Raw genomic sequence first — 24,579 nt, 5'->3', positions numbered from 1 at the left:
CGCCCGACGCGCCGCCCGGATCGTCCGCCCGGGGGAGCGGCCGGCACCCGCGACGGAGGCGGCGGGCCCCCGCATTTCCTAGCCTGAGGACATGACCGGATCCCGCCCCGCGCCCGCCCGACGACCGCCGGGCCGCTCCCGGTCCGTCCGCCGCCGCCGTGACGCGGTGCTCGCGGCCGTCGTCGCGACCGCGGTGGTCGGCGTCGGGCTCGCCACCGGGATCCTCCCGTCGCCCGCGGGCGGGGCCTCGGCGGATCCCGCGTCCTGCACGGTCGACGCGCTCACGGCCGGCTGGTCGACCGGCACACTGCACCTCTCGGCCGCGGAGGTCGACGGCGACGCGGGGCGCGCCGTCCTCGACGTGCGTGGCGGCGAGCCGGCGGCGACCGCCAGCACCATGAAGGTCCTCACCGCGGCGGCCGCCGTCGAGGCGCTCGGCCCCGACCGCCGCATCGCGACCCGGGTCGTGCAGGGCGCGCGCGCCGACACGGTCGTCCTCGTCGGCGGGGGCGATCCCACGCTCAGCCGCCTGCCGTCCGGCACCGACGGCGTCTACCCGGACGCCCCGCACCTGGACGACCTCGCGCGCCAGGTGCTCGACGCCCGACGCCAGGATCCCGACCTGGCGGGCGTCCCCATCCGCCGCCTCCAGGTCGACAGCGGGCTGTTCACCGGGCCGGCCTGGCTGCCGGAGTGGCCGCTCGAGGCGAGGCGGGGCGGATCCATGTCGAACATCACGGCGCTCATGGTCGACGGCGACCGCGACGACCCGGCCGAGGCCTACTCGCGCCGCGGCGAGAAGGCGGTCGCGCGCGCGGCCGACGCCTTCGCGGCGCTCCTCGGCGACGACGTGGCGGCCGACGGCCCGCTCGTGACCGCGGCGCCCGGATCCGCCGTTCTCGGCACCGTGGAGTCCGCGCCCGTCCGCGACCTCGTCGGCTACATGCTCACCCACTCGGACGACACGCTCGCCGAGACCCTCGCGCGGCTCGTCGCGATCGAGACGGGCGCGGGCAGCGCGGCCGCGGACATCCAGCGCGGCACGCCCGCCGCCCTCGCCGACCTCGACCTGCCGACCGACGGCATCGTCCTGGTCGACGGCTCCGGCCTGTCGGACGCCAACCGCGTGCCGGCCGCGCTCCTCACCCGGCTCATGGTGCGGATCGCCGAGCACCGCGGCGACCTCGCCATCGTCGACGCGGGTCTCGCCGTCGCCGGGCGCACCGGCACCCTCGCGGAGGGCGGCCGCTTCACGGGCGAGGCGGACGCCGCCGCCGGCCGGATCCGCGGCAAGACGGGCACGCTCGAGCGCATGCACGGCCTCACCGGCATCGCCGACGCGGAGGACGGCACCGAGGTCGCGTTCACGATCTGGGCCGAGGACGTGGATCCGTCCGTCCCCGCGGAGTCCGCCCGCGCCGAGATCGACGCCCTCGCCACCGACCTGCACCGGTGCGGCGGCGCGCTCGGCGGCTGATCCGCGGCGCTCGCGCGCCGAGGCGGGAGGCGGGAGGCTGCTACGCCCCCGCGCGCTCCACGAGCCGGTGGTCGTGCGCGTACACGACGAGCTGCACGCGGTCCCGCAGCGCGAGCTTCGCGAGGATGCTGCTCACGTGCGTCTTCACGGTCGACTCGCTCACGAACTCGAGCGCCGCGACCTCCGCGTTCGACAGCCCGCGCGCCACGTGCCCGAAGACGTCCTTCTCGCGCGCGCTCAGCGACCGGAACTCGGGCGGCGCCACGGGGGCGGGCGCGACGGTCGCGTCGGAGGTGAACAGCTGCGTGAGCTCGTCCGGCGCGAGGACGGCGCTGCCCGCGTGCACGGCGCGGATCGCGGCCGCGAGGAACGCGGGCGTCGCGTCCTTGAGCAGGAAGCCGCTCGCGCCGCCCCGGATCGCCGTGGCCGAGGCGCGGTCCAGCGCGAACGTCGTCAGCACGATCACGCGCGGGGGAGTCTCCCGGGTGCCGTCGAAGAGGGCCCGCACGGTCTCGAGGCCGTCCATCACGGGCATGCGCATGTCGAGGAGCACGACGTCGGGATGCACCTCGTCGATCACGGCGAGGCCCTCCCGCCCGTCGCCGGCCTCGCCGACCACCTCGAGGTCGGGCTGGGCGTCGAGGGCGACGCGCACGCCGCCGCGGAACAGCTCCTGGTCGTCGACGAGCACGATGCGGATCACGGGCGGCCTCCCGGCACGGTGGGGGTGGGGTGCGCGGCGGGCAGGGGGATGCGGGCGCGCGCGGTGAACAGGTGGTCGACGGCCTCGGCCTCGAGGTCGCCTCCGACGGCGGCGAGCCGGGCGCGCATGCCCTCGACGCCCGTGCCGACGCGCAGCGACTCGAGGCCCAGCGGGCCCGTGCGGTCCGGGACGTCGCCGCGTCGGGCGACGGGGTTCTCGACCTCGAGCACGACGTCGGATGCGCGCCAGGTCTCGCGCAGGCGGATCCGGCCGCCCGGCTCCCCGTGCCGCATCGCGTTGGTCGTCATCTCCTGCGCGACGCGGCGGATGACCACCTGGCGCGCGGGATCCACGAGCCGGCGGGCGCCCCGCACCTCGTGCGCGAGGTCGACGCCGGCCGCCCGCACCTGCGCGACGACCGCGTCGAGGTCCTCGGGCCCGTCGTCGGCCTCGGCCGTGCTCGTGCCGCTCAGCACCTCGCGCACCTCGGCGAGCGAGCGGCGGGCGGTGTCGGCGATGGTGGCGGAGACGCCGCGGATCCGCTCCTCGTCGTCGAGGAACTGCACGGAGTCGGCCTGCGCGATGATCACCGCGAGCGAGTGCCCGACGATGTCGTGCACGTCGCGCGCCATGCTCGCCCGCAGCGTCTCGGCCTGCGCGAGGTCGACGGCCTTCACCGCGGTGTCCTCGGCCTGGACGCGGAGGCGCGACTCGGTGGTGCGGGACCGGATCACGCGCACGACGAGGCCGGTCAGCCACGCGAGCAGCAGGGCGAGGACGGGGGCAGCGGCGAAGATCACGCCGCCCGGGCCGCCGGGCTGCGTGAGGACGGCGAACCGCGCGCCCGTCTGCAGGAGGTAGACGGTCGCGACCGCGCCGCCGAGGAGCGCGGAGGCGGCGCCGAGGACGGCGGTGGCGCGGGATCCGCGTCGCGCCGTCGAGTACAGCACGAGGAGGAGCGCGACGTCGGCGAAGCCGGGCCGCTCGCCGAGCTGCCACTGCGCGAGCGCCATCGCCCACGCGAGGACGAGCGCGGCACCGGGGAAGACGGACCGCACGACGACCGCGACGAGCGCCAGCGCGGCGACGAGGAGGCTCGCCTCCTGCACGTCCACGGGCGGCACCACGGCGAAGCCGGCGATGAGGAGGCCGGCGACCGCGTCGATCGACACCTCGACGCCGTCGCGGTGCCGGGGCGCCCGCGTCGACGTCGAGCGCGTCGCGGCGGCGGTCCCGGTGTCCATCGGCCACAGCCTAGGCGCGGGCCCGGGAGCGGATCGCCCCCCCGCGGGTACCGGTCGCCGGTACCCGCGGGGGAGGCGGTGCCTACTTCTTCTTCGTCAGCGCGGATCCCTTGTGGGCCGCGGTCTTGCCGGACTTGTCGCTCTCCACGATGTACGCGGGCTCGTCGCTCGACGCGGTGAAGTGCTGCCCGTCGTGCTGGAAGTCCTTCGTCTTCTCCTCGACGACCTTCCCGTGGGTCTCGCCCTGCGGCGTGTTCCAGGTGACGTGGTCGCCCTTCTTGAGATCCGCCATCAGATCGTCGCCACCGATCCGGAGTCGACGCGGTAGTTGGATCCGTTCACGAACGACGCGAGGTCGGAGCAGAGGAACGCGACCACGTTGGCGACCTCGGCGGGCTCGCCGCGGCGCTTGAGCTCCATGTAGGGGCGCTCCTCGTCGAGGAACGACTCGATCGCGTCGTCCTTCGAGGTGCCCAGCTGGTCGGCGCGCTTCTCCATCATCGCGTCGGTCATGGGCGTGTGGATGAAGGCGGGCGAGACCGCGTTCACGAGCAGGCCCTCCTCCGCGTAGCTGCGGGACAGGCCCTTCGACAGCGCGATGATCCCGGCCTTGGCGGCGCAGTAGGGGAGCTCGTCGTCGTACGGCTGCACGGCGTCCTCGGAGGCGAGGAACACGATCCGGCCCCAGCCGCCCTTGCGGAGCGACGGGAGGAACTGCTTCACGAGCCGCACGGGTCCCATGAGGTCGACCTCGATGGTGTTCGTCCAGCCCTCGTCGTCGATCTCGTGGAAGAGGCCCTGCGCGCCCGTGATGCCCGCGGACTGCACGAGGATGTCGATGTCGCCGACCGCCTCCTGCACCTTGTCGTGCAGCGCGGCGAGCGACTCGACGCTCGTCACGTCGGCCGCGAACGCGTGCACGCGGTCCCCGCCGTCGAGCTTCGCGGCGGCCTCGTCGAGCGAGCCCTGGTCCTGGTCGCTGAGGACGACGGTCGCGCCCTCCGCGAGCAGGATGCGGGCGGTCTCCCACCCGATCCCCGAGTCGGCTCCCGTGATGAGCGCGGTCTTCCCTGTGATGCCGAGATCCATCTCGGTCTCCTCGTCTGCCCCGCGAGGGGCGTCGTCATGTCGTCTGCCGTGCCCGTCGGACACGACGAGGGCCGCACCTGGCGGCGCGGCCCTCGGGTCGTGATGTGCGTGCTGCTCGCGCTACTCGGCGGCCTGGCCGACGCGGCGGTTCTCCGCGGAGACCATCCACGCGTACTGCTCGAGCGCGGTGATGAAGCCGTGGAGGAGGTCCGCGGTGGTCGGGTCCTCCTCGTCGACGTCGTCGTGGACCTCGCGCATGGTGTGCACGGCGGCCTCGAGGCGCTGGGTCACGAGATCGACGGTCTCGGCCGTGTCGACCTCGCCCTGCGGGTACTCGGGGAGCGTCGTGGTCTCGGCGACGGTGTCGCTGCGGCCGTCCGGCGTGGCGTGCAGGGCGCGCATGCGCTCGGCCAGGTCGTCGCTGAACTCGCGGGCCGAGTCGATGATCTCGTCGAGCTGGAGGTGGAGGTCGCGGAAGTTCTTGCCGACGACGTTCCAGTGCGCCTGCTTGCCCTGGATGTGCAGCTCGATGAGGTCGACGAGCACCTTCTGCATGTTCTCGTGCAGCTGCTGGCTGGCCTTGAAGCCGCGCTCGGCGTTCTGGCGCTTGGTGGGCTTCGAGCCCTCGGGCTGGGTGGCCTTCTCGGAGGTGGCGGTGGGGCGATCGACGGTCGTGGTCATGTGCGACTCCTCGTTGTCTGGCGGGGGACCGGGGGTTCCCGGTCCGGGCGGGCGGCCTCCGGAGGAGAGGGACCCGCGGGCCGGGCGCGCGGGTGGCGCGTCGTCCGGCTCGTCACCGACGCTACGCCCGCCCCTTCGTCGTCGCACGAATGGTGAGGGCGCTCACAGTCCGCGTGCAGGAACGGCCGGCCGGGCTTCGCTCCGCGGACGGGCCGGCGCCGCCGGTGCTTGGCTGGATCAATGACCGTCCTCACCTCCGACCTCCGCGTCCTGCGCGACGCCCGCGCGATCCTCGTCGAGAGCCTGTGGTGGGATCCGGCCGGCGACGTCATGTGGAACGACATCACCGCGGGCACGCTGCATCGGAGCCCGTGGCAGGGCACGGTCGACGGATCCGACGACACCGTGCTCGAGCTGCCGCCGCCGCTCGCGTCCTTCCAGCCCGCCGACGACGGGGGCTACGTCGCGGGGCTCGGCGACCGCATCGTGCTCGTCGACCGCGAGGGCCGGATCACGCGCGAGCTCGCCCGGGTGGAGCACGGGCACGGCGGCATCCGGCTCAACGAGGGCAAGGTCGATCCCGACGGCCGCTTCGTCATCGGATCCATGGACGTCACCGACGGCGAGCCCGACGCGGCCGTCTACTCGATCGACGGATCCGGCACCCTCCGCACGCTGCTCGGCGGCTTCGCCGTCACCAACGGTTTCGAGTGGACCGACGGGGGCCGCACCATGGTCCTCGCCGACACCGGGCAGCGGACCGTGTACCGCGCGCCCTACTCGGCCGACGGCGAGCTCGGCGACCTCGAGCACTGGATCCACGGCGAGATGAGCGACGGCCTCACCCTCGACGTGGACGGCTACGCGTGGAACGGGATCTACGGCGGCGGCAAGGTGATCCGCTGGGCGCCCGACGGCACGAAGGACCTCGAGATCGAGATCCCGGCGCCCAACGTCACGTCGGTGGCCTTCGCGGGACCGGACCTCCGCACCCTCGTCATCGGCACCGCCCGCGAGAACCTCACCGAGGAGCAGCTCGAGGAGCACCCGCTCTCCGGCGGCGTCTTCGCGATCGACACCGCCGTCTCCGGGCGCCCTGTGAACGTCTTCCGCACCTCGGTCGCCGACGGCGCGCGAGCGTAGCGTCGAAGGCGCCGTCCGACCGGGCGGCGACACTCTCACGAGGAGGAACGCACATGACCGGAGAGAGCATCCAGGGCCGCACGGTGGCCTTCCTGCTGACAGACGGCTTCGAGCAGGTCGAGCTGACGGAGCCGTGGAAGGCCGTGCAGGAGGCGGGCGGGAAGCCCGTGCTCGTGTCCCCGAAGTCGGACACCGTGCAGGGCCTCAACCACATCGACAAGGCCGACACGTTCGACGTGGACGTGCAGGTGAAGGACGCGAACGCGGCCGACTACGACGGCCTCGTTCTGCCCGGCGGCGTCGTGAACGCGGACGACCTCCGCGTCGACGCCGACTCGGTCGCCTTCGCCAAGGCCTTCTTCACGGCGGGCAAGCCCGTCGCGTCCATCTGCCACGCGCCGTGGATCCTCATCGAGGCCGGCGTGGTCGACGGCCGCCGGATGACCTCGTACCCGACCCTCGCCACCGACCTCCGCAACGCGGGCGCCGAGTGGGTCGACGAGGAGGTCGTGGTCGACAGCGGCTTCGTCACGAGCCGGAACCCCGACGACCTGCCCGCGTTCAACGCGAAGCTGATCGAGGAGATCGCCGAGGGCGAGCACGACGAGCAGCACGCCTGACCCGTCCCCGCGGAACCCGCGCCTAGGGTGAGGGCGTGACCACGCCCTCACCCGACGCGCGCTTCCGCCAGACCACGCCCGCCCCGCGCGCCGTCCGCATCGCCGGACTGGTGATCGCCGTGGCCGGCCTCGTGGCCCTCGTCGCCACCGGGGGCTCCGCGCTCGGCGTGGTCCTCGCCGTGCTGCTCGTGGCCGCCGGGGCCGTCGTCGGGTCGCTGCGGATCCGCATCACGCTCGACCCCGACGACGTCGAGGTGGCGCTCGTGCCGCTGAAGCGCATCCGGATCCCGTACTCCGCCATCGCGGACTGCACGGTCGTCGACCACCTCCGCCCGCGGACCGTCGGCGGCATCGGCGTGCGGACGCTGCCGGGCGGCGGCGCCGCGATCCTGCTCGACGCCGGGCCCGGGGTCGCGATCGAGTCGGCGGACGGCACCCGGCACCTCGTGCGCAGCACCTTCCCGCGGGAGGCGGCCACGCGGATCCGCGACCGGGCCGCGGCCGCGCCGCTCGCGCCGCCCGTCGCCGACGACCCGGAGGATCCGGCCGCGACCACCGCCTAGGCTCGTCGCGTGACCACCGCACCTGCCGCCGCACGCCGTCCCCGCACCTCCCGCCCCGTCGTCGTGGCGCTCGCGGTCGTCGTGGTGGTCGTCGGGTTCGTGCTCGACCAGCTCAGCAAGCGCTGGGCCGTCGACGCCCTCGGCGGCGGCGAGACCATCCCGCTGTTCCCGACCGCGCGCTTCGCCCTCGTCTACAACCCGGGCGTCTCCTTCGGCATGGGCGCCGAGGTGGGGCCGCTGCTCACCGTCGGGATCATGGCGCTCGCGCTCGGCCTCGCCGTGTGGGTCGGCTGGCAGATCCGCCACCGCGCCTCGCTCCTCCAGGTGCTGCTGCTCTCCGCCGTGCTCGCGGGCGCGCTCGGCAACCTCTTCGACCGCATCACGCGCGCGGAGGACGGGCCGCTGTCCGGCCACGTCGTCGACTTCATCGCCGTCGAGTGGTTCGCGGTCTTCAACGTCGCCGACATCCTCACCGTCTGCGGCATGATCGCGTGGGCCGCCACCACGGTGTTCGGGCGCGACCACACGGCCGAGGAGCGCGACGCCGACGCGGACGACGCCGCCGCCGCGTCGCCCGCCGACGCCGGATCCGCGCCCACCGACCGCGCCTGACGCCCCGGCGTAGCGTGAGGGGATGACCACGATCCCCACACTGGAACTGTCCGACGGGAACCGCATCCCCGCCATCGGCCTCGGCACGTACGGGCTCAACGACGACGCGGGCGCCGAGCTCGTCTCCGGCGCGATCGGCGCCGGCTACCGCCTGCTCGACACGGCCCTCAACTACGGCAACGAGGCCGCGGTGGGCGACGGGATGCGCCGCTCCGGCGTCCCGCGCGAACAGCTCTTCCTCACCACCAAGCTGCCCGGCCGCCACCACGGCTACGACGAGACGCTCGCGTCCTTCGAGGAGTCCCGCGCGTCGCTCGGCGTGGACTACGTCGACCTGTACCTCATCCACTGGCCGAACCCGAGCGTCGACAGGTACGTCGACAGCTGGCGCGCGTTCGTCGAGCTGAAGGAGCGCGGGCTCGTCCGCTCCATCGGCGTCTCGAACTTCACGCCCGCGCACCTCACGCGCATCCAGGAGGAGACGGGCGTGCTGCCCGTCGTCAACCAGGTCGAGCTGCACCCGACGTTCGCGCAGGCGGATCTCCGCGCGTTCCACGCCGAGCACGGCATCGTGACGGAGAGCTGGTCGCCGCTCGGCACGCGCGAGCAGCTCATGCAGGACCCCGCCGTCGTCGCGGCCGCCGAGGCGCACGGCGTCACGCCGACGCAGGCCGTGCTGCGCTGGCACGTCCAGTCGGGCGCGCTGCCGATCCCGCGCTCCACGGATCCCGAGCGCCAGCGCCAGAACCTCGACGTCTTCGGCTTCGAGCTCACCGAGGAGGAGGTGCGCGCGATCGGCTCCGGCCCGCAGTCGCGCCTCTGGGACGGCGACCCGGACACGCACGAGGAGATGTAGGGCCCTCCGACCACCCGCGGCCGTCGCGTCCCACCCGGGGCGCGGCGGCCGCGTCGCGTGCGGGGGCGGGTCAGCGTCCGAGCAGCGCGGGGATCCCGAGCAGCACGACGCCACCGACGAGGCACGCGGCCGCGACCAGGACGAGCACGCCGACCCAGAGGATCCCGGGCAGGTGCGTGAGCCGCCCGAGCTGGTCGGCGTCGGACGCGCCACCGCCGCGCCGGGAGCGCGACCGCTGCAGCTCGAGCGTCGCCCGCAGCGCGCCGAGCAGCAGGAAGAGCGCGAGCGAGTGCGCCGCGACGCCCTGCACCACGATCGGCGCGGCGCCCGCGATGACGCCCACCACGACCCCGGCGACGAGGCACGACCACAGCCCGAACCAGTTGCGCACCTGGATCACGACGAGCGCGAGCAGCAGCAGCCAGAGCCACAGGACGGCGGCCGAGCGACCGGATCCCGCCAGCCACGCGGCGCCGAGGCCCGCGAGCGCGGGCGCCGGGTAGCCCGCCAGCAGCGTGACGACCATGCCCGGTCCGCGCGGCCGGCCGACGCTCACCGTGAGGCCCGAGGTGTCCGAGTGCAGCCGGATCCCCGCGAGACGCCGCCCGCTCAGCGTCGCCGCGAGCCCGTGGCCGCCCTCGTGCACGATCGTCACGGCGTGCCGCGTGAGCCGCCAGGCGGCCGGCACGAGCACGAGCACCGCGGCGAGCGCGACGGCGACGAGCGCGGGTCCCGTCTCCAGCGGCGCCTCGACGGCGGTCGCGCGGTCGACGACGTCGCGGACGATCTCGACGGGGTCCATGGGGCTCCTCGGGTCGGCGGGGGTCGCGGGCGTCGGACGGGGAGCCCCAGCCCACCACACGCGCCTGACGGACCGCCGCCGCCCGCCCACCGACTACCGTTGTCGGGTGCCTGACACCCCCGTCTCCGACCTCGTCCGCTCCCTGCTGCTCACCGTCCCCGACTTCCCGCAGCCGGGGATCCTCTTCCGCGACCTCACCCCCGTGCTCGCCGACGGCACCGCGCTGCGTGCCGTGGTCGACGACCTCGTGGCCGCGTGCGGACCCGTCGACGCGGTCGCGGGCGTCGAGGCGCGCGGCTTCCTGCTGGCGGCGGCCGCCGCGTACGCGTCCGGCGTCGGCACGCTCGCGGTCCGCAAGGCCGGCAAGCTGCCCGGCGAGGTGCTGCGCGAGACCTACGCGCTCGAGTACGGGGAGGCGGCCATCGAGCTGCACCCGGGCCAGCTCATGCCGGGATCCCGCGTGCTGCTCCTCGACGACGTCCTCGCCACCGGCGGCACCCTCGAGGCGGCCGCGCGGCTCCTGGAGCGCGCCGGCTACGAGGTCGCCGGGATCGGCGTGGTGCTCGAGCTCGCGGACCTCGGCGGCCGCGCGCGCCTCGCCGGCCACGACGTGCACGCGATCCTCTCGGTCTGACCCGCCCGCGCGGTCAGCCCCAGAGCCGCCGGGTCGCGATCTCCGCGCCCTGCGCCAGGCTCTCCAGCTTCGCCCACGCGATCTGCGGGTGGATCCGCCCGCCGAGCCCGCAGTCGGTCGACGCGATCACGCGCTCCCGGCCCACGAGCCGCGCGTAGCGCTCGATCCGGTCGGCCACGAGCTCCGGGTGCTCGACCACGTTGGTCGCGTGCCCCACGACGCCCGGCACGATGAGCTTCCCGTCGGGCAGCTCCACGTCCTCCCACACGCGCCACTCGTGCTCGTGCCGCGCGTTGGCGCCCTCGAACGAGTACGCGCCCGCGTCGATGTCGAGCATGGTCCGCACGATGTGCCGGAACTCGATGTCGGTCGTGTGCGGTCCGTGCCACGAGCCCCAACAGAGGTGGAAGCGGATCCGCTCTGGCGGAAGCCCGCGCAGCGCGTGGTTGAGCGCCTCCACCCGGATGCGCGTGAAGGCGAGGTAGTCCTCCACGCTCGGCTCCGGGTTGATCTGGTCCCAGTTCTCCGCGATGGACGGGTCGTCGATCTGCAGCACGAGCCCCGCGTCGATGATCGCGACGTACTCCTCGCGCATCGCCTCCGCGCACGCCCAGATGAACTCCTCCTCGGTCGCGTAGTGCAGATTGCCGATGCGGGAGGCGCTGCCGGGGGAGAGGGACGTCAGGAAGCCCTCCTCGTACCCGTTCGCCTCCAGTCCGGCCTTCAGGTGCGCGATGTCGGCCTGGATCGCCGCGTGCCCCGTGTAGGAGACGGGCCCGGTGGCGCTCGGGAACTCGATGGGGGCGTCGCCGACCGTGATGCCGCTCGACGGATCCCGGTAGGCGTCCGCGAAGATCGTCCAGTCGCGTCGGTCGGGGAACGTGGTGAGCCGCACGTGACCCGGCGTGCTGCGCACGGGCTCCGAGGAGAACGGGCCGCCCGGCACGAGCTCGAGCCCGCTGAGCCGCTGGAACGAGTACGACCACCAGGCGCCGTAGTCGATCGCGCTCGACATGGCCTTGCCGTACTCGCCGTCGCCGGGGACGGTGATCCCGACCTCGCGCTGGCGGGCGACGAGGCCGTCGACCGCGTCGGCGAGCACGGCGTCGAGGCCGTCGTCGGCGGGGACCGGCGCGGACGCCGCGCCGCCGCCCGCGATGGCGGCCTTCCTGCTGTCGGCGCGCGCCGCGTTGGCGGCGATGAGCGCGTCCGTCCGCGGCAGGCTGCCGGCGTGGGACGTCTGGATCCGGTCGGTGCTGTCGAGCATGGGGACCTCCGCGGGTCTCTCGTGCCGTCGGGCGGCCTCGCACGACCGCCCGCGGCGAGCGGGAACTGATCGCAGGCGGTGTCCGGCCGCGGATGCGGGTGGGACGCGAGGCTTCGCGGGATGCGCTGCACGCACATGGTCCCATCGGGTCATCCCCGAGGACGGGTCCGGCGCAACAGGGCGTCACGGAACCGGCACCTCCGGCGGATCCGGCGCCCAGGGCGATGCCCGGATGATGGACGGATGCTCCTCCGCCACCCCGTCCTCGGAACCGCCACGGCCCTGTACCTCGGCCTGGTCGCGTGGATCACGCTGTCGCCGGAGCCCTACGACCGCCGCATCGACGGCTACCTCTTCCGCGCCCTCCGCGCCCTGCACCGGCACGACGGCACGGCGTGGATCACGTACTCCTTCGTCGAGGGCGCCGCGAACGTCGCGATGTTCGTGCCCGTCGGCATGTTCCTCGTGCTGCTCCTCGGCCGCTCGCGCTGGTGGCTCGCGATCGCGCTCGGCGTCGGCCTCTCGGCGCTGATCGAGACCGCGCAGATGTTCCTGCCCACGCGCGTCTCCGACGTCCGCGACCTGGTGCACAACGGCCTGGGCGCGCTGATCGGGGTCGTGCTCGTCCTGATCCTCACGGCCCGCTCCGAGAACGCCCGCCGCCGCGCCCTCCGCCGACGCCCGCAGCCGGCCACGACGGGCCCGCAGCGCCTGGCAGGCACGCGTCGCTGACCCCCGCACGGGCCACCCGCCGACCCCGTCGGGACCCCCGCGCGCGGTCAGGCGACGCCGCCTCGGCTCGATAGGATTGACGCCGGAATTCCAAGGGGTGTGCAGGTGACCGGTACGGAGCTGGATCGCGAGCGGGCGTACGTCACCCGCCTCTACGGGCGACTCGACGCGGTGCGGGCGGAGACCCGGGATCAGCTGACGGCGGTGCGCGACAGCCCCACGGGCGGCACGCACCAGAACCGGTCCGAGCGCGACGCGTTCGCGCGCATCTACGAGGACCGCCTGCAGGCGCTGCGCGAGGTCGACGAGCGGCTCGTCTTCGGGCGCCTCGAGTTCGAGGACGGGCACCTGCCGGAGGACGAGCCACGCGACGGGGCACCTGCGCGGACGGCCGGCGACGGGGACCCGGTGTACAGGTACATCGGCCGCATCGGCCTCCGCGACGACGACCTCCAGCCGCTGCTCCTCGACTGGCGCGTGCCGCAGGCGAGCGCGTTCTACCAGGCCACCGCCGCCACGCCGCTCGGCGCCCGCGCCCGCCGCCACCTGACCACGCGCGGCCGCGAGGTCGTGCACGTCGAGGACGAGGTCTTCGACCCCACGCTGCTCGACGAGGGCCGCACGAGCCTCCAGGGCGAGGGCGCGCTGCTCGCCGCGCTCGCCGCGGGCCGCACCGGCCGGATGAACGACATCGTCGCCACCATCCAGGCCGAGCAGGACCGCATCATCCGCTCCGACCTCCGCGGCGTGCTCGTCGTGCAGGGCGGGCCCGGCACCGGCAAGACCGCGGTCGCGCTGCACCGCGCGGCGTACCTCCTCTACTCGCACCGCGACCGGCTCGCCTCCTCGGGCGTCCTCGTGGTGGGTCCCAGCCGCTCCTTCCTCCAGTACATCGAGGCCGTGCTGCCGTCCCTCGGCGAGACGGGCGTCGTGCTCGCGAGCGTCGGCCAGCTCTACCCGGGCATCGACGCGGCCGGGGAGGACGCGCCCGAGGTCGCGGCCGTCAAGGGATCCGCCGAGATGGCCGGCCTGCTGCAGCGCGCCGTGCGCTCGCGCCAGGTCGTCCCCACCGAGGCCGTCACGCTCGACGTCAACGGCGAGCGCATCGTGCTCGAGCCGTCGCTCGTCGCGAACGCGCTCCGCCGCGCGCAGGACAGCCGGAAGCCGCACAACGAGGCCCGCGTGGTCTTCAACAAGGCCGCGCTCGGATCCCTCGCGCAGCTCCTCGCCTCGCAGATGCGCCGCAACGGCAGCGCGCTCGACGACAGCGACCTCGCCATGCTCCGCGAGGACCTCCGCACCTCGTACGACGTGAAGGTCGCTCTCAACACCGCGTGGCTGCCGCTCACCCCGGAGAAGCTGATCCAGGACCTCTACGCGCGCCCGAACTGGCTCGCCTCGCTCACGCCGCGCTGGAGCCCCGAGAAGCGCGCGCTCCTCCGTCGCGACCGCGACGCGCCCTTCACGATCGCCGACGTGCCGCTCCTCGACGAGGCCGCCGAGCTCCTCGGCGAGTTCAGCGCGCAGGCCGACGCGAGCGCCCGCGAGCGCGAGCAGCAGCGCCTCCGCGACATCGAGAACGCCGAGCAGGCCATCGAGAACATGGGCGTCGGCGGCATGGTCACGGCCGAGCGCCTCGCGGAGGGCTTCGCCGAGCAGGCCGCGCGGCGCACGACCGCCGAGCGCGCCGCATCCGACCGCACCTGGACCTACGGCCACATCGTGGTCGACGAGGCGCAGGAGCTGAGCCCCATGCAGTGGCGCGTGCTCCTCCGCCGCTGCCCGCTGCGCTCCTTCACGATCGTGGGCGACGTCGCGCAGGCGAGCTCCGCCGTCGGCGTCACCAGCTGGCAGGACGCGCTCGGCCAGGTGCTCGGCCGCGAGTGGCGCCTCGAGGAGCTCACGGTCAACTACCGCACGCCCGCCCGGATCGCCGAGGCCGCCGAGCGCATGGCCATCGCGCACGGCCTCCCGGTCACCCGCTCGCGTGCGGTCCGCGAGGGGGAGCACCCGATCGACACGGTCGAGGTCGCGACCGACGAGGTCGTGTCCGCCGTCGTCGACGTGGTGGACGAGGAGCGCGAGGGCGGCGACACGGGCACGCTCGCGGTCATCGCCCGCGACGACCGCGTCGAGGAGCTGCACCGGGCGCTCGCCGAGCGGTTCGGATCCGCGGTCGGCATCGGCGTCGGCGGGCTCGGCCGGCCCATCGCGGTGCTCGGCTCGCAGGAGGCCAAGGGCCTGGAGTTCGACGTCGTCGTCATCGCGGAGCCGGACGAGATCCTCGCGCACACCTCGCGCGGCGCCGCCGGCCTCTACGTCGCGATGACGCGGCCCACGCAGCGCCTGCACATCGTCACGTCCACGGGCTTCACCGCCTGACCCGGCGCGCCCCGCGCGACGACGGGGGCGCCGCGGCGGCCGCCTCGTGAACACTATGAAGACAAGTGGCACCGGCCCCCGCACGCGCGGAGGATGGGCCGGTCATGACCCCTCCTCCTGCACCCACCGGCCCCTCGTCCGCATCCGGCACCGGGACGGATCCGGGGCCGGGGGGAGCGCCGCGGGACGAGGTGGATCCGGCACGTGACGGGGTCGCATCGGTCGCCGCCGAGGCGCCGGACGCACCCGACGCCGCGGCCGCTGCCCGCCGCGCGCGCCGCTCGCGCATCATCCAGGTCGTCGTCGTCGTCATCGTCGCCGTCGCGGTCGGCATCGCGCTCGTCCCGCCGCCCGCCGGCGTCGACCCGCGCGGCATGCACATGGCCGGGATCTTCGTCGGCACCGTCCTCGCCCTGATCCTGCAGCCGCTGCCCACCGCGCCCGTCGCGCTGGTCGGCCTCGCGGTCGCGATGCTCACCGGCACCATGACCACGGACGGCGAGGCGCTCGTCGGCTTCGCGAACCCCACCATCTGGCTCATCGTCGCGTCGTTCTTCATCGCCGACGGCTTCCTCGTCACGGGCCTCGGCCGTCGCATCGCGCTGGCGTTCGTGTCGAAGCTCGGCGGATCGAGCCTCGGCCTCGCGTACGGCATGGCGCTCACCGACCTCGTGCTCGCGCCCGCGACGCCGTCGAACACCGCGCGGGCGGGCGGCGTCGTCTACCCGATCGTCGCGTCGCTCAGCCGGGTGCAGGGATCCACCTCCGACTCCGACGCGTCGCGCCGCCGCCTCGGCTCCTACCTCGCGCTCACCAGCGTGCAGGTCAACACCGTCACCTCCGCCATGTTCGTCACGGCCATGGCCGGCAACCCGGTCGCCCAGAAGGCCGCGGCCGACCTCGGCATCGAGGTCACCTGGGGCGGCTGGGCGCTCGCGGCGCTCGTCCCCGGGCTCCTCAGCCTGGTCGTCGTACCGTGGGCGATGTCGCGCGTCTACCCGCCGACGCTCACCCGCACCCCCGAGGCGCCGGCGCACGCGCGCGAGGAGCTGCGGGGGCTCGGCCCGCTGTCCGGCCACGAGCGCATCATGGCGGCCACCTTCGTCCTGCTGCTCGTGCTCTGGTGCGGCGGATCCCTGCTCGGCATCCCCGCCACCGCCGCGGCCTTCGGCGGCATCGCGGTGCTCCTCGTCACGGGCGTCCTCAAGTGGTCGCACCTCGCCGCGAACGCCTCGGCGTGGTCGACGCTCATCTTCTTCGCGGTGCTCGTGGGCATGGCCGACCAGCTCGACGCGCTCGGCGTCATCGACCTCGTGGGCGGAGCCGTCTCGGGATCCGTCGGCGGCCTGCCCTGGCCGTGGGCCTTCGCGGTGCTCGCGCTCGTCTACTTCTTCTCGCACTACCTGTTCGCGTCGAACACGGCCCACATCGTCGCGATGTACGCGGTCTTCCTCGGCGCCGCGGTCGCGACCGGCACGCCTCCGCTGTTCGCCGCGCTCGTGCTCGGCTTCATCGGCAACCTCTTCGGCGGCATCTCGCACTACGCGTCGGGGCCGTCCGGCGTGGTCTTCGGATCCGGCTACGTCACGACGAAGGAGTGGTTCCGCGTCGGCTTCGTGATGGCGATCGTGCTCATCGTGATCTGGGGCGTCGTCGGCACCGCGTGGATGGGCGTGCTCGGCCTCCTGGCCTGACGGTCACCTCTCCTCCGAGGAGCCGTGCAGTCGCCGGTACCGGCGGGGGCTCTGCGCGTGACGCAGCGCGAACAGCCAGGCATCCTCGCCCTCCTCGGGCATGCCCTCGCGGATGCGTCGAGGAGGAGTCAGGGCGCGAGACCGACCGCGGAACAGGAACACCGTCCCCGCCGTACCGGCCGTGAGGGCCGCGAGAGCGCTCCCCGCCGATGCGTACCAGGGATCCGCGGGGAGCCACGCGGGGAGACCGTGCGCCACGACGACCGTCGAGACGGCGGCGACGAGTCCCAGGGTGATCGCGCGCACCTGGATGCGATGGAGCGCGAAGCTCCGCTCGGCTTGCACCACCAGCCGCCGTGCCTCCGCGGCCGCTCGTCGCGCCTCCGCCTCAGCCTCGTGGTGCTGCCCCGCTGTCATCCGGATCTCCGCGATGCGGGCCGACGCCTCCCGCTCGGCGGCGAGGGCCCGCGCGGATGCGGCGGCCTCCGCGCCGAGGCAGCGCTCGACGAGCGCGGCCAGGTTCGCGCTGCCCTGCGGAGCGGGAGCAGGAGCAGGAGCGACCGCGCTCACGGCCGAGGCCGACCTCGGCTCGTATCCCAGCCTCGCGGCCCGCCGCCGCAGCGCTGCGCCCACGGCCGTCGGGGTGATGAAGCTCGCCGCGGCCACCCAGGAGATGGCGACCCGGTCGGAGGCGTGTCCGATCGCCGTGACGACGGGCACCGCGCAATCCGCCACGGCGCCCAGCACCCGCACGTCGTCCAACGCGATCCAGTCGCGCCACCCTCCTCCGCCTCGGTGGACGACGAGGAGATCGGCGTCCCTCGCGGCGACGGCGGTGATGGCCTCGGCGATGTCCTCGGCTCTCCAGAAGTTCACGTCCGCCCATGTGGCGACCACCTCCTTCGGGAGGCTGTCCTTGATGTCGGCACGAGTCGAGCTCGTGCGGGGGCCCAGGAACGTGACGCGCACGGGACCGCGATCGTCGGCGAGGACCCCGTCGAGCTTCGTCGGCGCGGGCCGGCGGGCCTTCAGCTTCTCCTGCGCCTCCGGCCGCAACGACGGATGGGAGGAGAGCGCTCCTCGGCGCACATCGGCGGACAGGCGGCCACGGAGATCCGTCGCCGACACCGCGCTGCCCAGGAGCAGGTGCCGGAAGTCCCTGCCCTGCAGGGAGAGGGTCCCGGTGACGTCGACCACGGTTCCCTCTGCGGGGGTCGCTGTCCCGTTCGCCGGGAGCTTGACCTCGATGGACGCTGTCGTGCTCGTGAGGTAGCCGTCATGGTCGACGAGCTCGAACCAGACGGCGCCCGATCCCGCGCCGCCGAGCCGAGGGTGATGCACCTCGCCTCGGATGCGGACCGGGCGTGCGTCGCCCGCCTCGGCACGTGCGGCGAGCTCACGGAAGGAGATGCGGGGAGTTCCCTCGTCGGGTGGCATGCTGCCGCAGCCTGTCATCGAGCGGGCTGCCGCGGTGACGGCGGTCCCCAGGCCGGTCTGACGCTGCGAGGGCAGGGAGACGGGCCGACCCGATGACGGGCCGGCCCTGCGGTCGTGGTCCCGGCGCCGAGACCCCTCTCCATGCGCCGTCCGTGCGACCGCTCTCCCCATGACATCCGGACCCGTTGTGCATCGCGTCTCTGGTGGTCCGGCGCATTGCAGTGTCTTCGGACCGGGCGCGAGATCGGATCGGCCGGCCAGGTGACGGCTCCCTGTACGCGCCATCCCGCGTGCCGGGCGTCAGCGCACCGGCGCCGGCCAGCCCACGTCGTCGGAGGTCAGGAGCGGCATGTCGCCGCAGCCGTCGAGCACGCGGGCCATGGCGTCGTGCTCGGCCCGTGTCACGCTGAGCTCGGCGCGCACCTTGATCGACACCTGCCGCACCACGAGCGCGCACGCGTCGGCGGGATCCTCGGGCAGCCACGCGTCGGCCGTCGCGTCGGACTTCGCGTTGTTCTCCGCGGCGGACGCGGCGACCAGCTCCAGCGGGTCGTTCGCGAACGCGGCGCGGTAGCCGGCGTCCCAGCGCCACGCGCCCGACGACCACGCGTCCGACAGCGACACGACGTGGTCGATCTGCACCGCCTCGGGATCCCGCGACCGGTCGAACCTCACGCGCGCTCCCGAGTACGGGTCCTCCAGCGCGCCCGCCTGCACCACGCAGCCGCGCGTGCCGCCGCGGATCTCCGCGTCGGCGAGGTCGCGCCGCAGCACGTCGTTGCGGGTGTCGCAGCCGTTGCGGTCCACGTCCGTGCGCCACGCGAAGGACTCGCGGTCGTAGCCCGGCACGCGCTCCTCCGTCCGCACCTCGAGCCCGTCGAGGGCGAGGCGCGCGGATCCGGTGGAGCCCGGCTCCGCGCCCAGCCCCGAGGCGCCGTCGCCGGCCGCGCCCGTGCCGGCCCCCGGATCCCCGCGCCACTGCACGAGGCCCGCGACGATGACGAGCACGAGCGCCGCCAGCGTCACGAGCACGGGCGTCTTCCGCCGCCGCCGCGTCACGGGGTGGGGTTCCGGGAGTCGTAGCCCTCGAACGACGGCAGCGCGCGGATGAGGGTCCACACCACCACCGCGATCAGCAGCCCGCCCACGAGCGACGGTACCCACAGCGCCGCGAACAGCGTGACGATGCCGATGTACGCGTCGCCGAGCCGCGGCCCGCCCGTCACCACCACGATGAAGATGCCCTGCAGCCGCCCGCGCATGTTGTCGGGCACCGCGGTCTGCAGCATGGTGTTGCGGAAGATCGAGGAGATGTTGTCGGCCGCGCCCGTCAGCGCCAGCAGCACGGAGGCCGCGACGATGCCCGGGATGCTGGCGTCCTCGATGCGCGACCCGATGCCGTGCAGCACGCCCGGCTTCGACGCGAGGAGGAGCACGACGCCGAAGCCCGCGGTGGAGAGGCCGTACGCGACGATGGCGAGGCGGATGGCGCGGCCGTGCCGCGTGACCCGCCCGACGGATCCGCTCAGCACGCTGCTCACGAGGCTGCCGACCGCGCCGGCCGCCGTGAGGATCCCGACGGTCACCGGCCCGCCGCCGAGCACCACCGCGCCCACGGCCGGGAACAGCACGCGCGGCTGCCCGAGCGTCATGGCGATGATGTCGACGATGAAGGACATGCGGATGTTCGGCGCGGTCCGGAGGAACCCGAGCCCGTACTTGATCGACGCCAGCCCCGGCCGCTGCACCTCGCCCTCGGGCGCGATCCGGGGCAGCGCGAGCACGCCCGTGAACGCCGCGAGGAACAGCACCGCGTCGACCGTGTAGGTCCACTGGAACCCGACCGACGCGACGAGCACGCCCGCGAGCGCGGGCCCGACGGTGACCATGACGCCGAGGCTGATCCCGCCGAGCGCGCTGGCCGCGGGCAGCAGGTGCGGCGGCAGGATGCGGGGGAGGATCGCCTGCCGGCTCGTCCCGATCACGGTGGCCGCGACCGCGTTGAGGATGCTGAGGGCGTAGAGCGACCACACCGTCTCCGCGTGCGCCCACGCGAGCGCCGCCAGCACGATGGTCGAGCCCCACGCCACGCACGACGCGATGAGCGCGACCTTCCGCCGGTCGAACGCGTCGGCGAGCATGCCGCCGTAGAGCCCCGCGATGATCATCGGCAGCAGCGACAGCACGCCGACGAGCGCGACCGAGCCGGTGGATCCCGTCAGCTCGTACACGTGCAGCCCGATCGCCACCACCGTCATCTGGCTGCCGATGCCCGCGATCGCGTTGCCCGCCCAGAGCCGCGCGAACGCCGGGCTCTCCTGGAGCGGCGACAGGTCGACGAAGTGGCTGCCGCGCACCTGCCGCTCGTCGGGGATCGGGATGGGGGAGGTCTCGGGCGGGGTGCTCACGTGTCGCTGCGTCGTCTCTCTAGAGTGGATTTCCACGCTAGCCGAGTCCACCGACCCCGCCTCGTCGTGCGGCCGTCCGCCCGCGGGAGCGACCCGCCCCTCCTGCTATGCTCGTGCGGTTGCCGTCTGAACGGCCGCGGATCAAGAGAGCTCGCACATCCTGTGACGGGCGCCGCGCAACGAACACGAGAGGGGATCATCACATGGCTCTGGAAGCAGACGTCAAGAAGGCGATCATCGACGAGTACGCGACCCACCCCGGTGACACCGGATCCCCCGAGGTGCAGATCGCGCTCCTCACCAAGCGGATCACGGGCCTCACCGAGCACCTCAAGGAGCACAAGCACGACCACCACACGCGTCGTGGCCTGCTCCTCCTGGTCGGCCAGCGTCGTCGTCTCCTCGGCTACCTGTCCAACGTCGACATCGAGCGCTACCGCGCCCTGATCGCGCGCCTGGGCATCCGCCGCTGACACGCACCACGCGTCGCTGATCGCATCACGACGAGTCGGACGAGCCGTCACCCTCCGGGGTGGCGGCTCGTCTGCGTTAACGAGCACGTCGTCCGCCCGACACCCGGCGCCGCCCGTCCTCCGGGGCCCACGAGAGGCCGGGTGCTACCATGGCCGAAGTGATCCAGCGGACGCCCAGCGTCACGATGCGATCACGACAGATGGAGCTGGCCGGCAGGAGCTGGTCGTTGGTGGTGGTATTCCGAGTCGCTCGGAGCATTCCCACTGATGGCCAGACATGCGCCCGCCGCCGTCGGCCACCGGTCGTCGAGCGGAACCAGCCGCGCACGTGCACCCGGGATCCGCATCAGGCGGGCGCCGACGTGTCGCCTCGCCCGCTCCTCCTCTGTCGTAGGAGGTCCGCATCCACACGGGATGCAGGACGAGCGCCCGACGGGCGTCGCCGAGAGGCGCAACACGAAGGAGAGAGACCTCAATGGAAGGTCCAGAGATCAAGTTCGCCGAGGCAGTCCTCGACAACGGCAAGTACGGAACGCGCACGGTCCGGTTCGAGGCCGGCCGCCTCGCGCAGCAGGCGCAGGGCGCGGTCGCCGCGTACCTCGACGAGGACACGATGCTGCTGTCCGCCACCTCGGTGGGCAAGCACCCGAAGGACAACTTCGACTTCTTCCCCCTGACCATCGACGTCGAGGAGCGCAGCTACGCCGCGGGCAAGATCCCCGGCTCGTTCTTCCGCCGCGAGGGCCGCCCCTCCACCGAGGCGATCCTCGTCTGCCGCCTCATCGACCGGCCGCTGCGCCCGTCGTTCATCACCGGCCTCCGCAACGAGGTCCAGGTCGTCATCACCGTCCTCAGCATCGCGCCGGACGAGTTCTACGACAGCCTCGCCATCAACGCGGCGAGCGCCTCGAGCATGCTCTCGGGCATCCCGTTCTCCGGCCCCATCGCGGGTGTGCGCCTCGCGCTCATCGGCGACCAGTGGGTCGTCTTCCCCAAGCACTCGCAGCTCAAGGAGGCCGTGTTCGACATCACCGTCGCCGGCCGCGTCGTCACCGACGCCCAGGGCAACGAGGACGTCGCGATCATGATGGTCGAGGCCGAGGCCACCGAGGGTGCCTGGGACCTCATCCAGGGCGGCGCCACGAAGCCCGACGAGGCCGTCGTCGCGCAGGGCCTCGAGGCCGCGAAGCCGTTCATCCAGCAGCTCGTCGCCGCGCAGGCCTCGCTCGCGCAGCAGGCCGCGAAGCCCACGGTCGACTACCCCGTCTTCCTGCCGTACGCGCAGGAGACCTACGACGCCGTCAGCGCGCTCGCCCTCGACGAGCTCGGCACCGTCTACCAGATCGCCGACAAGATCGAGCGCCAGGACGCCGACGACGCCCTCAAGACCCGCACCAAGGAGGCCGTGGCCGCCAAGGTCGAGGCCGGCGAGCTGCCCCAGTCGGCGCTCACCGAGTTCTCCGCGGCGTACAAGTCCGTCACGAAGACGGTCGTCCGCGGCCGGATCCTCCGCGACGGGATCCGCATGGACGGTCGCGGCCTCGCCGACATCCGCCCGCTCGACGCCGAGGTGCAGGTCATCCCGCGCGTCCACGGCTCGGCCATCTTCCAGCGCGGCGAGACCCAGATCCTGGGCGTCACCACGCTGAACATGCTCAAGATGGAGCAGCAGATCGACTCGCTGAGCCCCGTCACGAAGAAGCGCTACCTGCACCACTACAACTTCCCGCCCTACTCCACCGGTGAGACCGGTCGCGTCGGGTCGCCGAAGCGTCGCGAGATCGGGCACGGCTTCCTCGCCGAGCGCGCCCTCGTGCCGGTGCTGCCGAGCCGCGAGGACTTCCCCTACGCGATCCGCCAGGTGTCCGAGGCCCTCGGGTCCAACGGATCCACGTCGATGGGCTCCGTCTGCGCCTCGACCCTGTCGCTGCTGAACGCGGGAGTGCCGCTGCGCGCGCCCGTCGCCGGCATCGCCATGGGCCTCGTCTCCGACACCGTCGACGGCCAGGTCCGCTACGCGGCCCTCACCGACATCCTCGGTGCGGAGGACGCGCTCGGCGACATGGACTTCAAGGTCGCGGGCACGTCCGAGTTCGTCACGGCCATCCAGCTGGACACGAAGCTCGACGGCATCCCCACCTCGGTCCTCGACGGCGCGCTCAAGCAGGCGAAGGAGGCCCGCACGGCCATCCTCGGCGTGCTGAACCAGGCCATCGACGCCCCCGACGAGATGGCCCCGACCGCGCCCCGCGTGATCTCGGTCAACATCCCCGTCGACAAGATCGGCGAGCTGATCGGCCCCAAGGGCAAGACGATCAACGCCATCCAGGACGAGACCGGCGCCGACATCTCCATCGAGGAGGACGGCACCGTCTACATCGGCGCCGTCGACGGCCCGTCGGCGGAGGCCGCGCGTGCGCAGGTCAACGCCATCGCGAACCCGACGAACCCCGAGGTCGGCGAGTCCTTCCTGGGCACCGTCGTCAAGATCGCGACGTTCGGCGCGTTCGTCTCGCTGCTCCCCGGCAAGGACGGCCTGCTGCACATCAGCGAGGTCCGCAAGCTCGCCGGCGGCAAGCGCGTCGAGAACGTCGAGGACGTGCTCGGGGTCGGCCAGAAGATCCTGGTGGAGATCACCAAGATCGACGACCGCGGCAAGCTGTCGCTCGCGCCCGTGCTGGAGGAGGCCGCCGATCAGGAGGGCCGCGACGCCGCGAACCACGGCTCCGAGGCGCCCGCGGAGGGCTAGACCCCGCCGCAGCACCCGCACGACACGGATGCCCGTCCCACCTCGGTGGGGCGGGCATCCGTCGTGTGCGGGCTACTTGCCGTCGTTCGGATCCGTCGGGTACGGCACGTCCTCGGCGGGCGGTGCCGAGAGCGACGGAGCCGGGGTCGGATCCGCGGACGCGCTCGGTGCGGGCGTCGGCGCCGGCTCGTCGGGCGTGGTCGTCGGCTCCGGATCAGGCGACGGCGTGACGTCGGGGCTCGTCGTGCCGGGCTCGCCGGTCGTCGGGACGGGCGTCACCTGCTCGGCGCCGCCCGGCGACAGCGCGATCGCCGCGATGACCCAGGCGATCACGAGGACGGCCGCGACCACCGCGAGGACCAGCGCGAGGCGCCGACGTCCGGCGCGGGCCCCTTCGCCCTCGCCCGACGCCGGTCCGTCGCCCTCGTGGGTCACGTCGTCGCCTCGATCCGGCCGCTCAGTCGCCGACGTTGATCGCGGTGCCCATGAGCTGGGCGCGCCCGATCACGTGGGGGAGCATGAGGAAGCCGAGCATCGCGGGCGTCGCGCCCTCCGGGATGTCCAGCGACTCCACGTCGAGCGCGGTGACGGTGAAGAAGTAGCGGTGCGTGCCGTGGCCGGCCGGGGGCGTCGCCCCGAAGAAGCCCGTCGCGCGCGCGTCGTTGTGCAGGGTCACGGCGCCGGCCGGGAGGAGGCCCGCGTCCGGGCTGCCCGCACCGACGGGCAGCGCCGTGGTGGAGGCGGGGATGCCGCGCACCGCCCAGTGCCAGAAGCCGCTGCCGGTGGGGGCGTCGGGGTCGTACGCGGTGAGCACGTAGCTGCGGGTCGCGGCGGGCGCGCCCGTCCAGTTGAGGGCGGGGGAGCGGTCCTCACCACCCTGTCCGGCGCCGCGCGCCGACTGGGGCAGCGCTGCCCCGTCGGCGAAGTCGGGGCTGGTGAGGTGGAAGGGGGCGGCGTCCGGCAGGCGGTGCAGCGGGTCGTTGGGCACGGGGGTTCCTCTCGGTTGTGCTGAC

24 protein-coding genes are annotated in these 24,579 nt (G+C 73.6%); 12 read left to right on the top strand and 12 right to left on the bottom strand.

Annotated elements, in window-relative coordinates:
- Nucleotides 1-91 precede the first annotated feature (91 nt).
- Nucleotides 92-1,477, top strand: coding sequence for a D-alanyl-D-alanine carboxypeptidase/D-alanyl-D-alanine-endopeptidase (locus JOE38_RS05460; protein ID WP_204575215.1), 1,386 nt, complete (start codon nt 92-94; stop codon nt 1,475-1,477).
- A 40-nt stretch (nt 1,478-1,517) separates the two neighbouring features.
- Here the strand turns inward: JOE38_RS05460 and JOE38_RS05455 are convergent, their stop codons facing one another.
- The 5 genes from JOE38_RS05455 to JOE38_RS05435 all read right to left on the bottom strand — a co-directional run bounded on the left by JOE38_RS05455 (nt 1,518) and on the right by JOE38_RS05435 (nt 5,194).
- A complete protein-coding gene (locus JOE38_RS05455) occupies nt 1,518-2,180 on the bottom strand; it encodes a response regulator (protein ID WP_204575214.1) in 663 nt (220 codons plus the stop codon).
- Nucleotides 2,177-3,424 (bottom strand): sensor histidine kinase, encoded by a 1,248-nt coding sequence (locus JOE38_RS05450; RefSeq protein ID WP_204575213.1) that lies wholly within the window; start codon nt 3,422-3,424, stop codon nt 2,177-2,179. The genes JOE38_RS05455 and JOE38_RS05450 overlap by 4 nt, the downstream gene beginning before the upstream one ends.
- 82 nt (nt 3,425-3,506) lie before the next feature.
- Complete coding sequence (locus tag JOE38_RS05445; RefSeq protein WP_086522010.1) at nt 3,507-3,716, bottom strand: hypervirulence associated TUDOR domain-containing protein; 210 nt, start codon at nt 3,714-3,716, stop codon at nt 3,507-3,509.
- Entirely contained in the window at nt 3,716-4,513 is a 798-nt protein-coding gene (locus JOE38_RS05440) for an SDR family NAD(P)-dependent oxidoreductase (protein ID WP_204575212.1), read from the bottom strand. Before JOE38_RS05440 ends, JOE38_RS05445 begins: the two co-directional genes overlap by 1 nt.
- Nucleotides 4,514-4,633: 120 nt before the next feature.
- The gene (locus tag JOE38_RS05435; RefSeq protein ID WP_204575211.1) at nt 4,634-5,194 is read right to left on the bottom strand and encodes a Dps family protein; all 561 of its coding nucleotides are present in this window, start codon (nt 5,192-5,194) and stop codon (nt 4,634-4,636) included.
- A gap of 240 nt (nt 5,195-5,434) precedes the next feature.
- Here JOE38_RS05435 and JOE38_RS05430 point away from each other — a divergent pair, with 240 nt between their 5' ends.
- Genes JOE38_RS05430 through JOE38_RS05410 form a run of 5 tightly spaced genes read left to right on the top strand, consistent with a single transcriptional unit; the run spans nt 5,435 to nt 8,988 of the window.
- Entirely contained in the window at nt 5,435-6,337 is a 903-nt protein-coding gene (locus JOE38_RS05430) for an SMP-30/gluconolactonase/LRE family protein (RefSeq protein WP_204575210.1), read from the top strand.
- Between the two features lie 53 nt (nt 6,338-6,390).
- On the top strand, nt 6,391-6,957 hold the full coding sequence (locus tag JOE38_RS05425) for a type 1 glutamine amidotransferase domain-containing protein (RefSeq protein ID WP_204575209.1): 567 nt from the start codon (nt 6,391-6,393) through the stop codon (nt 6,955-6,957).
- A gap of 35 nt (nt 6,958-6,992) precedes the next feature.
- Complete coding sequence (locus JOE38_RS05420; protein WP_204575208.1) at nt 6,993-7,520, top strand: hypothetical protein; 528 nt, start codon at nt 6,993-6,995, stop codon at nt 7,518-7,520.
- Between the two features lie 9 nt (nt 7,521-7,529).
- Nucleotides 7,530-8,132, top strand: a complete 603-nt coding sequence (locus tag JOE38_RS05415; RefSeq protein WP_204575207.1) for a signal peptidase II — start codon at nt 7,530-7,532, stop codon at nt 8,130-8,132.
- Nucleotides 8,133-8,154: 22 nt separating this feature from the next.
- A complete protein-coding gene (locus JOE38_RS05410; RefSeq protein WP_204575206.1) occupies nt 8,155-8,988 on the top strand; it encodes an aldo/keto reductase in 834 nt (277 codons plus the stop codon).
- Between the two features lie 70 nt (nt 8,989-9,058).
- On the opposite strand, the gene JOE38_RS05405 is transcribed toward JOE38_RS05410, so the two are convergent.
- A complete protein-coding gene (locus JOE38_RS05405; protein ID WP_204575205.1) occupies nt 9,059-9,790 on the bottom strand; it encodes a M50 family metallopeptidase in 732 nt (243 codons plus the stop codon).
- Nucleotides 9,791-9,896: 106 nt separating this feature from the next.
- Here JOE38_RS05405 and JOE38_RS05400 point away from each other — a divergent pair, with 106 nt between their 5' ends.
- Nucleotides 9,897-10,424: an adenine phosphoribosyltransferase gene (locus tag JOE38_RS05400; protein ID WP_204575204.1), complete on the top strand. Its 528-nt coding sequence runs from the start codon at nt 9,897-9,899 to the stop codon at nt 10,422-10,424.
- 13 nt (nt 10,425-10,437) lie between these two features.
- Here the strand turns inward: JOE38_RS05400 and JOE38_RS05395 are convergent, their stop codons facing one another.
- A complete protein-coding gene (locus JOE38_RS05395) occupies nt 10,438-11,691 on the bottom strand; it encodes a cobalamin-independent methionine synthase II family protein (RefSeq protein ID WP_204575203.1) in 1,254 nt (417 codons plus the stop codon).
- A 243-nt stretch (nt 11,692-11,934) separates the two neighbouring features.
- Between JOE38_RS05395 and JOE38_RS05390 the strand changes: the two genes are divergently transcribed.
- The 3 genes from JOE38_RS05390 to JOE38_RS05380 all read left to right on the top strand — a co-directional run bounded on the left by JOE38_RS05390 (nt 11,935) and on the right by JOE38_RS05380 (nt 16,499).
- Entirely contained in the window at nt 11,935-12,423 is a 489-nt protein-coding gene (locus JOE38_RS05390) for a VanZ family protein (RefSeq protein WP_204575202.1), read from the top strand.
- Nucleotides 12,424-12,528: 105 nt separating this feature from the next.
- Entirely contained in the window at nt 12,529-14,805 is a 2,277-nt protein-coding gene (locus JOE38_RS05385; RefSeq protein ID WP_204575201.1) for a HelD family protein, read from the top strand.
- Between the two features lie 104 nt (nt 14,806-14,909).
- Nucleotides 14,910-16,499 carry a DASS family sodium-coupled anion symporter gene (locus JOE38_RS05380; RefSeq protein WP_239544752.1) on the top strand — a complete coding sequence of 530 codons (1,590 nt, stop codon included), beginning with the start codon at nt 14,910-14,912 and terminating at the stop codon, nt 16,497-16,499.
- Nucleotides 16,500-16,502: 3 nt separating this feature from the next.
- Here JOE38_RS05380 and JOE38_RS05375 read toward each other — a convergent pair whose 3' ends face one another.
- The 3 genes from JOE38_RS05375 to JOE38_RS05365 form a co-directional block, all read right to left on the bottom strand.
- Nucleotides 16,503-17,840, bottom strand: a complete 1,338-nt coding sequence (locus JOE38_RS05375; RefSeq protein ID WP_204575200.1) for an exodeoxyribonuclease VII large subunit — start codon at nt 17,838-17,840, stop codon at nt 16,503-16,505.
- Nucleotides 17,841-18,236: 396 nt separating this feature from the next.
- The gene (locus JOE38_RS05370; RefSeq protein WP_204575199.1) at nt 18,237-18,995 is read right to left on the bottom strand and encodes an HNH endonuclease family protein; all 759 of its coding nucleotides are present in this window, start codon (nt 18,993-18,995) and stop codon (nt 18,237-18,239) included.
- On the bottom strand, nt 18,992-20,344 hold the full coding sequence (locus JOE38_RS05365) for an MFS transporter (protein ID WP_307838835.1): 1,353 nt from the start codon (nt 20,342-20,344) through the stop codon (nt 18,992-18,994). The genes JOE38_RS05370 and JOE38_RS05365 overlap by 4 nt, the downstream gene beginning before the upstream one ends.
- Before the next feature lie 203 nt (nt 20,345-20,547).
- On the opposite strand from JOE38_RS05365, the gene rpsO reads away from it, so the two are divergent.
- Both rpsO and JOE38_RS05355 read left to right on the top strand, forming a co-directional pair.
- Complete coding sequence (gene rpsO, locus JOE38_RS05360) at nt 20,548-20,817, top strand: 30S ribosomal protein S15 (protein WP_012038735.1); 270 nt, start codon at nt 20,548-20,550, stop codon at nt 20,815-20,817.
- A gap of 475 nt (nt 20,818-21,292) precedes the next feature.
- Nucleotides 21,293-23,566 carry a polyribonucleotide nucleotidyltransferase gene (locus JOE38_RS05355; RefSeq protein ID WP_204575198.1) on the top strand — a complete coding sequence of 758 codons (2,274 nt, stop codon included), beginning with the start codon at nt 21,293-21,295 and terminating at the stop codon, nt 23,564-23,566.
- A gap of 72 nt (nt 23,567-23,638) precedes the next feature.
- On the opposite strand, the gene JOE38_RS05350 is transcribed toward JOE38_RS05355, so the two are convergent.
- Together JOE38_RS05350 and JOE38_RS05345 are read right to left on the bottom strand one after the other, a co-directional pair.
- Nucleotides 23,639-24,001 carry a hypothetical protein gene (locus JOE38_RS05350; RefSeq protein ID WP_204575197.1) on the bottom strand — a complete coding sequence of 121 codons (363 nt, stop codon included), beginning with the start codon at nt 23,999-24,001 and terminating at the stop codon, nt 23,639-23,641.
- Nucleotides 24,002-24,023: 22 nt separating this feature from the next.
- Entirely contained in the window at nt 24,024-24,554 is a 531-nt protein-coding gene (locus JOE38_RS05345; RefSeq protein ID WP_204575196.1) for a YbhB/YbcL family Raf kinase inhibitor-like protein, read from the bottom strand.
- Between the last annotated feature and the right edge of the window lie 25 nt (nt 24,555-24,579).

Origin of the sequence: Clavibacter michiganensis (assembly GCF_016907085.1) — a bacterium.
GTDB classification, from domain to species: Bacteria; Actinomycetota; Actinomycetes; order Actinomycetales; family Microbacteriaceae; genus Clavibacter; species Clavibacter michiganensis_O.
This window is presented reverse-complemented; position numbering and strand designations above follow the sequence as displayed.

Coding starts and splice junctions, on each gene's coding strand:
- JOE38_RS05460 (WP_204575215.1), top strand. CDS start 92: ATGACCGGATCCCGCCCCGCGCCCGCCCGACGACCGCCGGGCCGCTCC.
- JOE38_RS05450 (WP_204575213.1), bottom strand. CDS start 3,424: ATGGACACCGGGACCGCCGCCGCGACGCGCTCGACGTCGACGCGGGCG.
- JOE38_RS05445 (WP_086522010.1), bottom strand. CDS start 3,716: ATGGCGGATCTCAAGAAGGGCGACCACGTCACCTGGAACACGCCGCAG.
- JOE38_RS05440 (WP_204575212.1), bottom strand. CDS start 4,513: ATGGATCTCGGCATCACAGGGAAGACCGCGCTCATCACGGGAGCCGAC.
- JOE38_RS05435 (WP_204575211.1), bottom strand. CDS start 5,194: ATGACCACGACCGTCGATCGCCCCACCGCCACCTCCGAGAAGGCCACC.
- JOE38_RS05430 (WP_204575210.1), top strand. CDS start 5,435: ATGACCGTCCTCACCTCCGACCTCCGCGTCCTGCGCGACGCCCGCGCG.
- JOE38_RS05425 (WP_204575209.1), top strand. CDS start 6,391: ATGACCGGAGAGAGCATCCAGGGCCGCACGGTGGCCTTCCTGCTGACA.
- JOE38_RS05410 (WP_204575206.1), top strand. CDS start 8,155: ATGACCACGATCCCCACACTGGAACTGTCCGACGGGAACCGCATCCCC.
- JOE38_RS05405 (WP_204575205.1), bottom strand. CDS start 9,790: ATGGACCCCGTCGAGATCGTCCGCGACGTCGTCGACCGCGCGACCGCC.
- JOE38_RS05395 (WP_204575203.1), bottom strand. CDS start 11,691: ATGCTCGACAGCACCGACCGGATCCAGACGTCCCACGCCGGCAGCCTG.
- JOE38_RS05390 (WP_204575202.1), top strand. CDS start 11,935: ATGCTCCTCCGCCACCCCGTCCTCGGAACCGCCACGGCCCTGTACCTC.
- JOE38_RS05380 (WP_239544752.1), top strand. CDS start 14,910: ATGACCCCTCCTCCTGCACCCACCGGCCCCTCGTCCGCATCCGGCACC.
- rpsO (WP_012038735.1), top strand. CDS start 20,548: ATGGCTCTGGAAGCAGACGTCAAGAAGGCGATCATCGACGAGTACGCG.
- JOE38_RS05355 (WP_204575198.1), top strand. CDS start 21,293: ATGGAAGGTCCAGAGATCAAGTTCGCCGAGGCAGTCCTCGACAACGGC.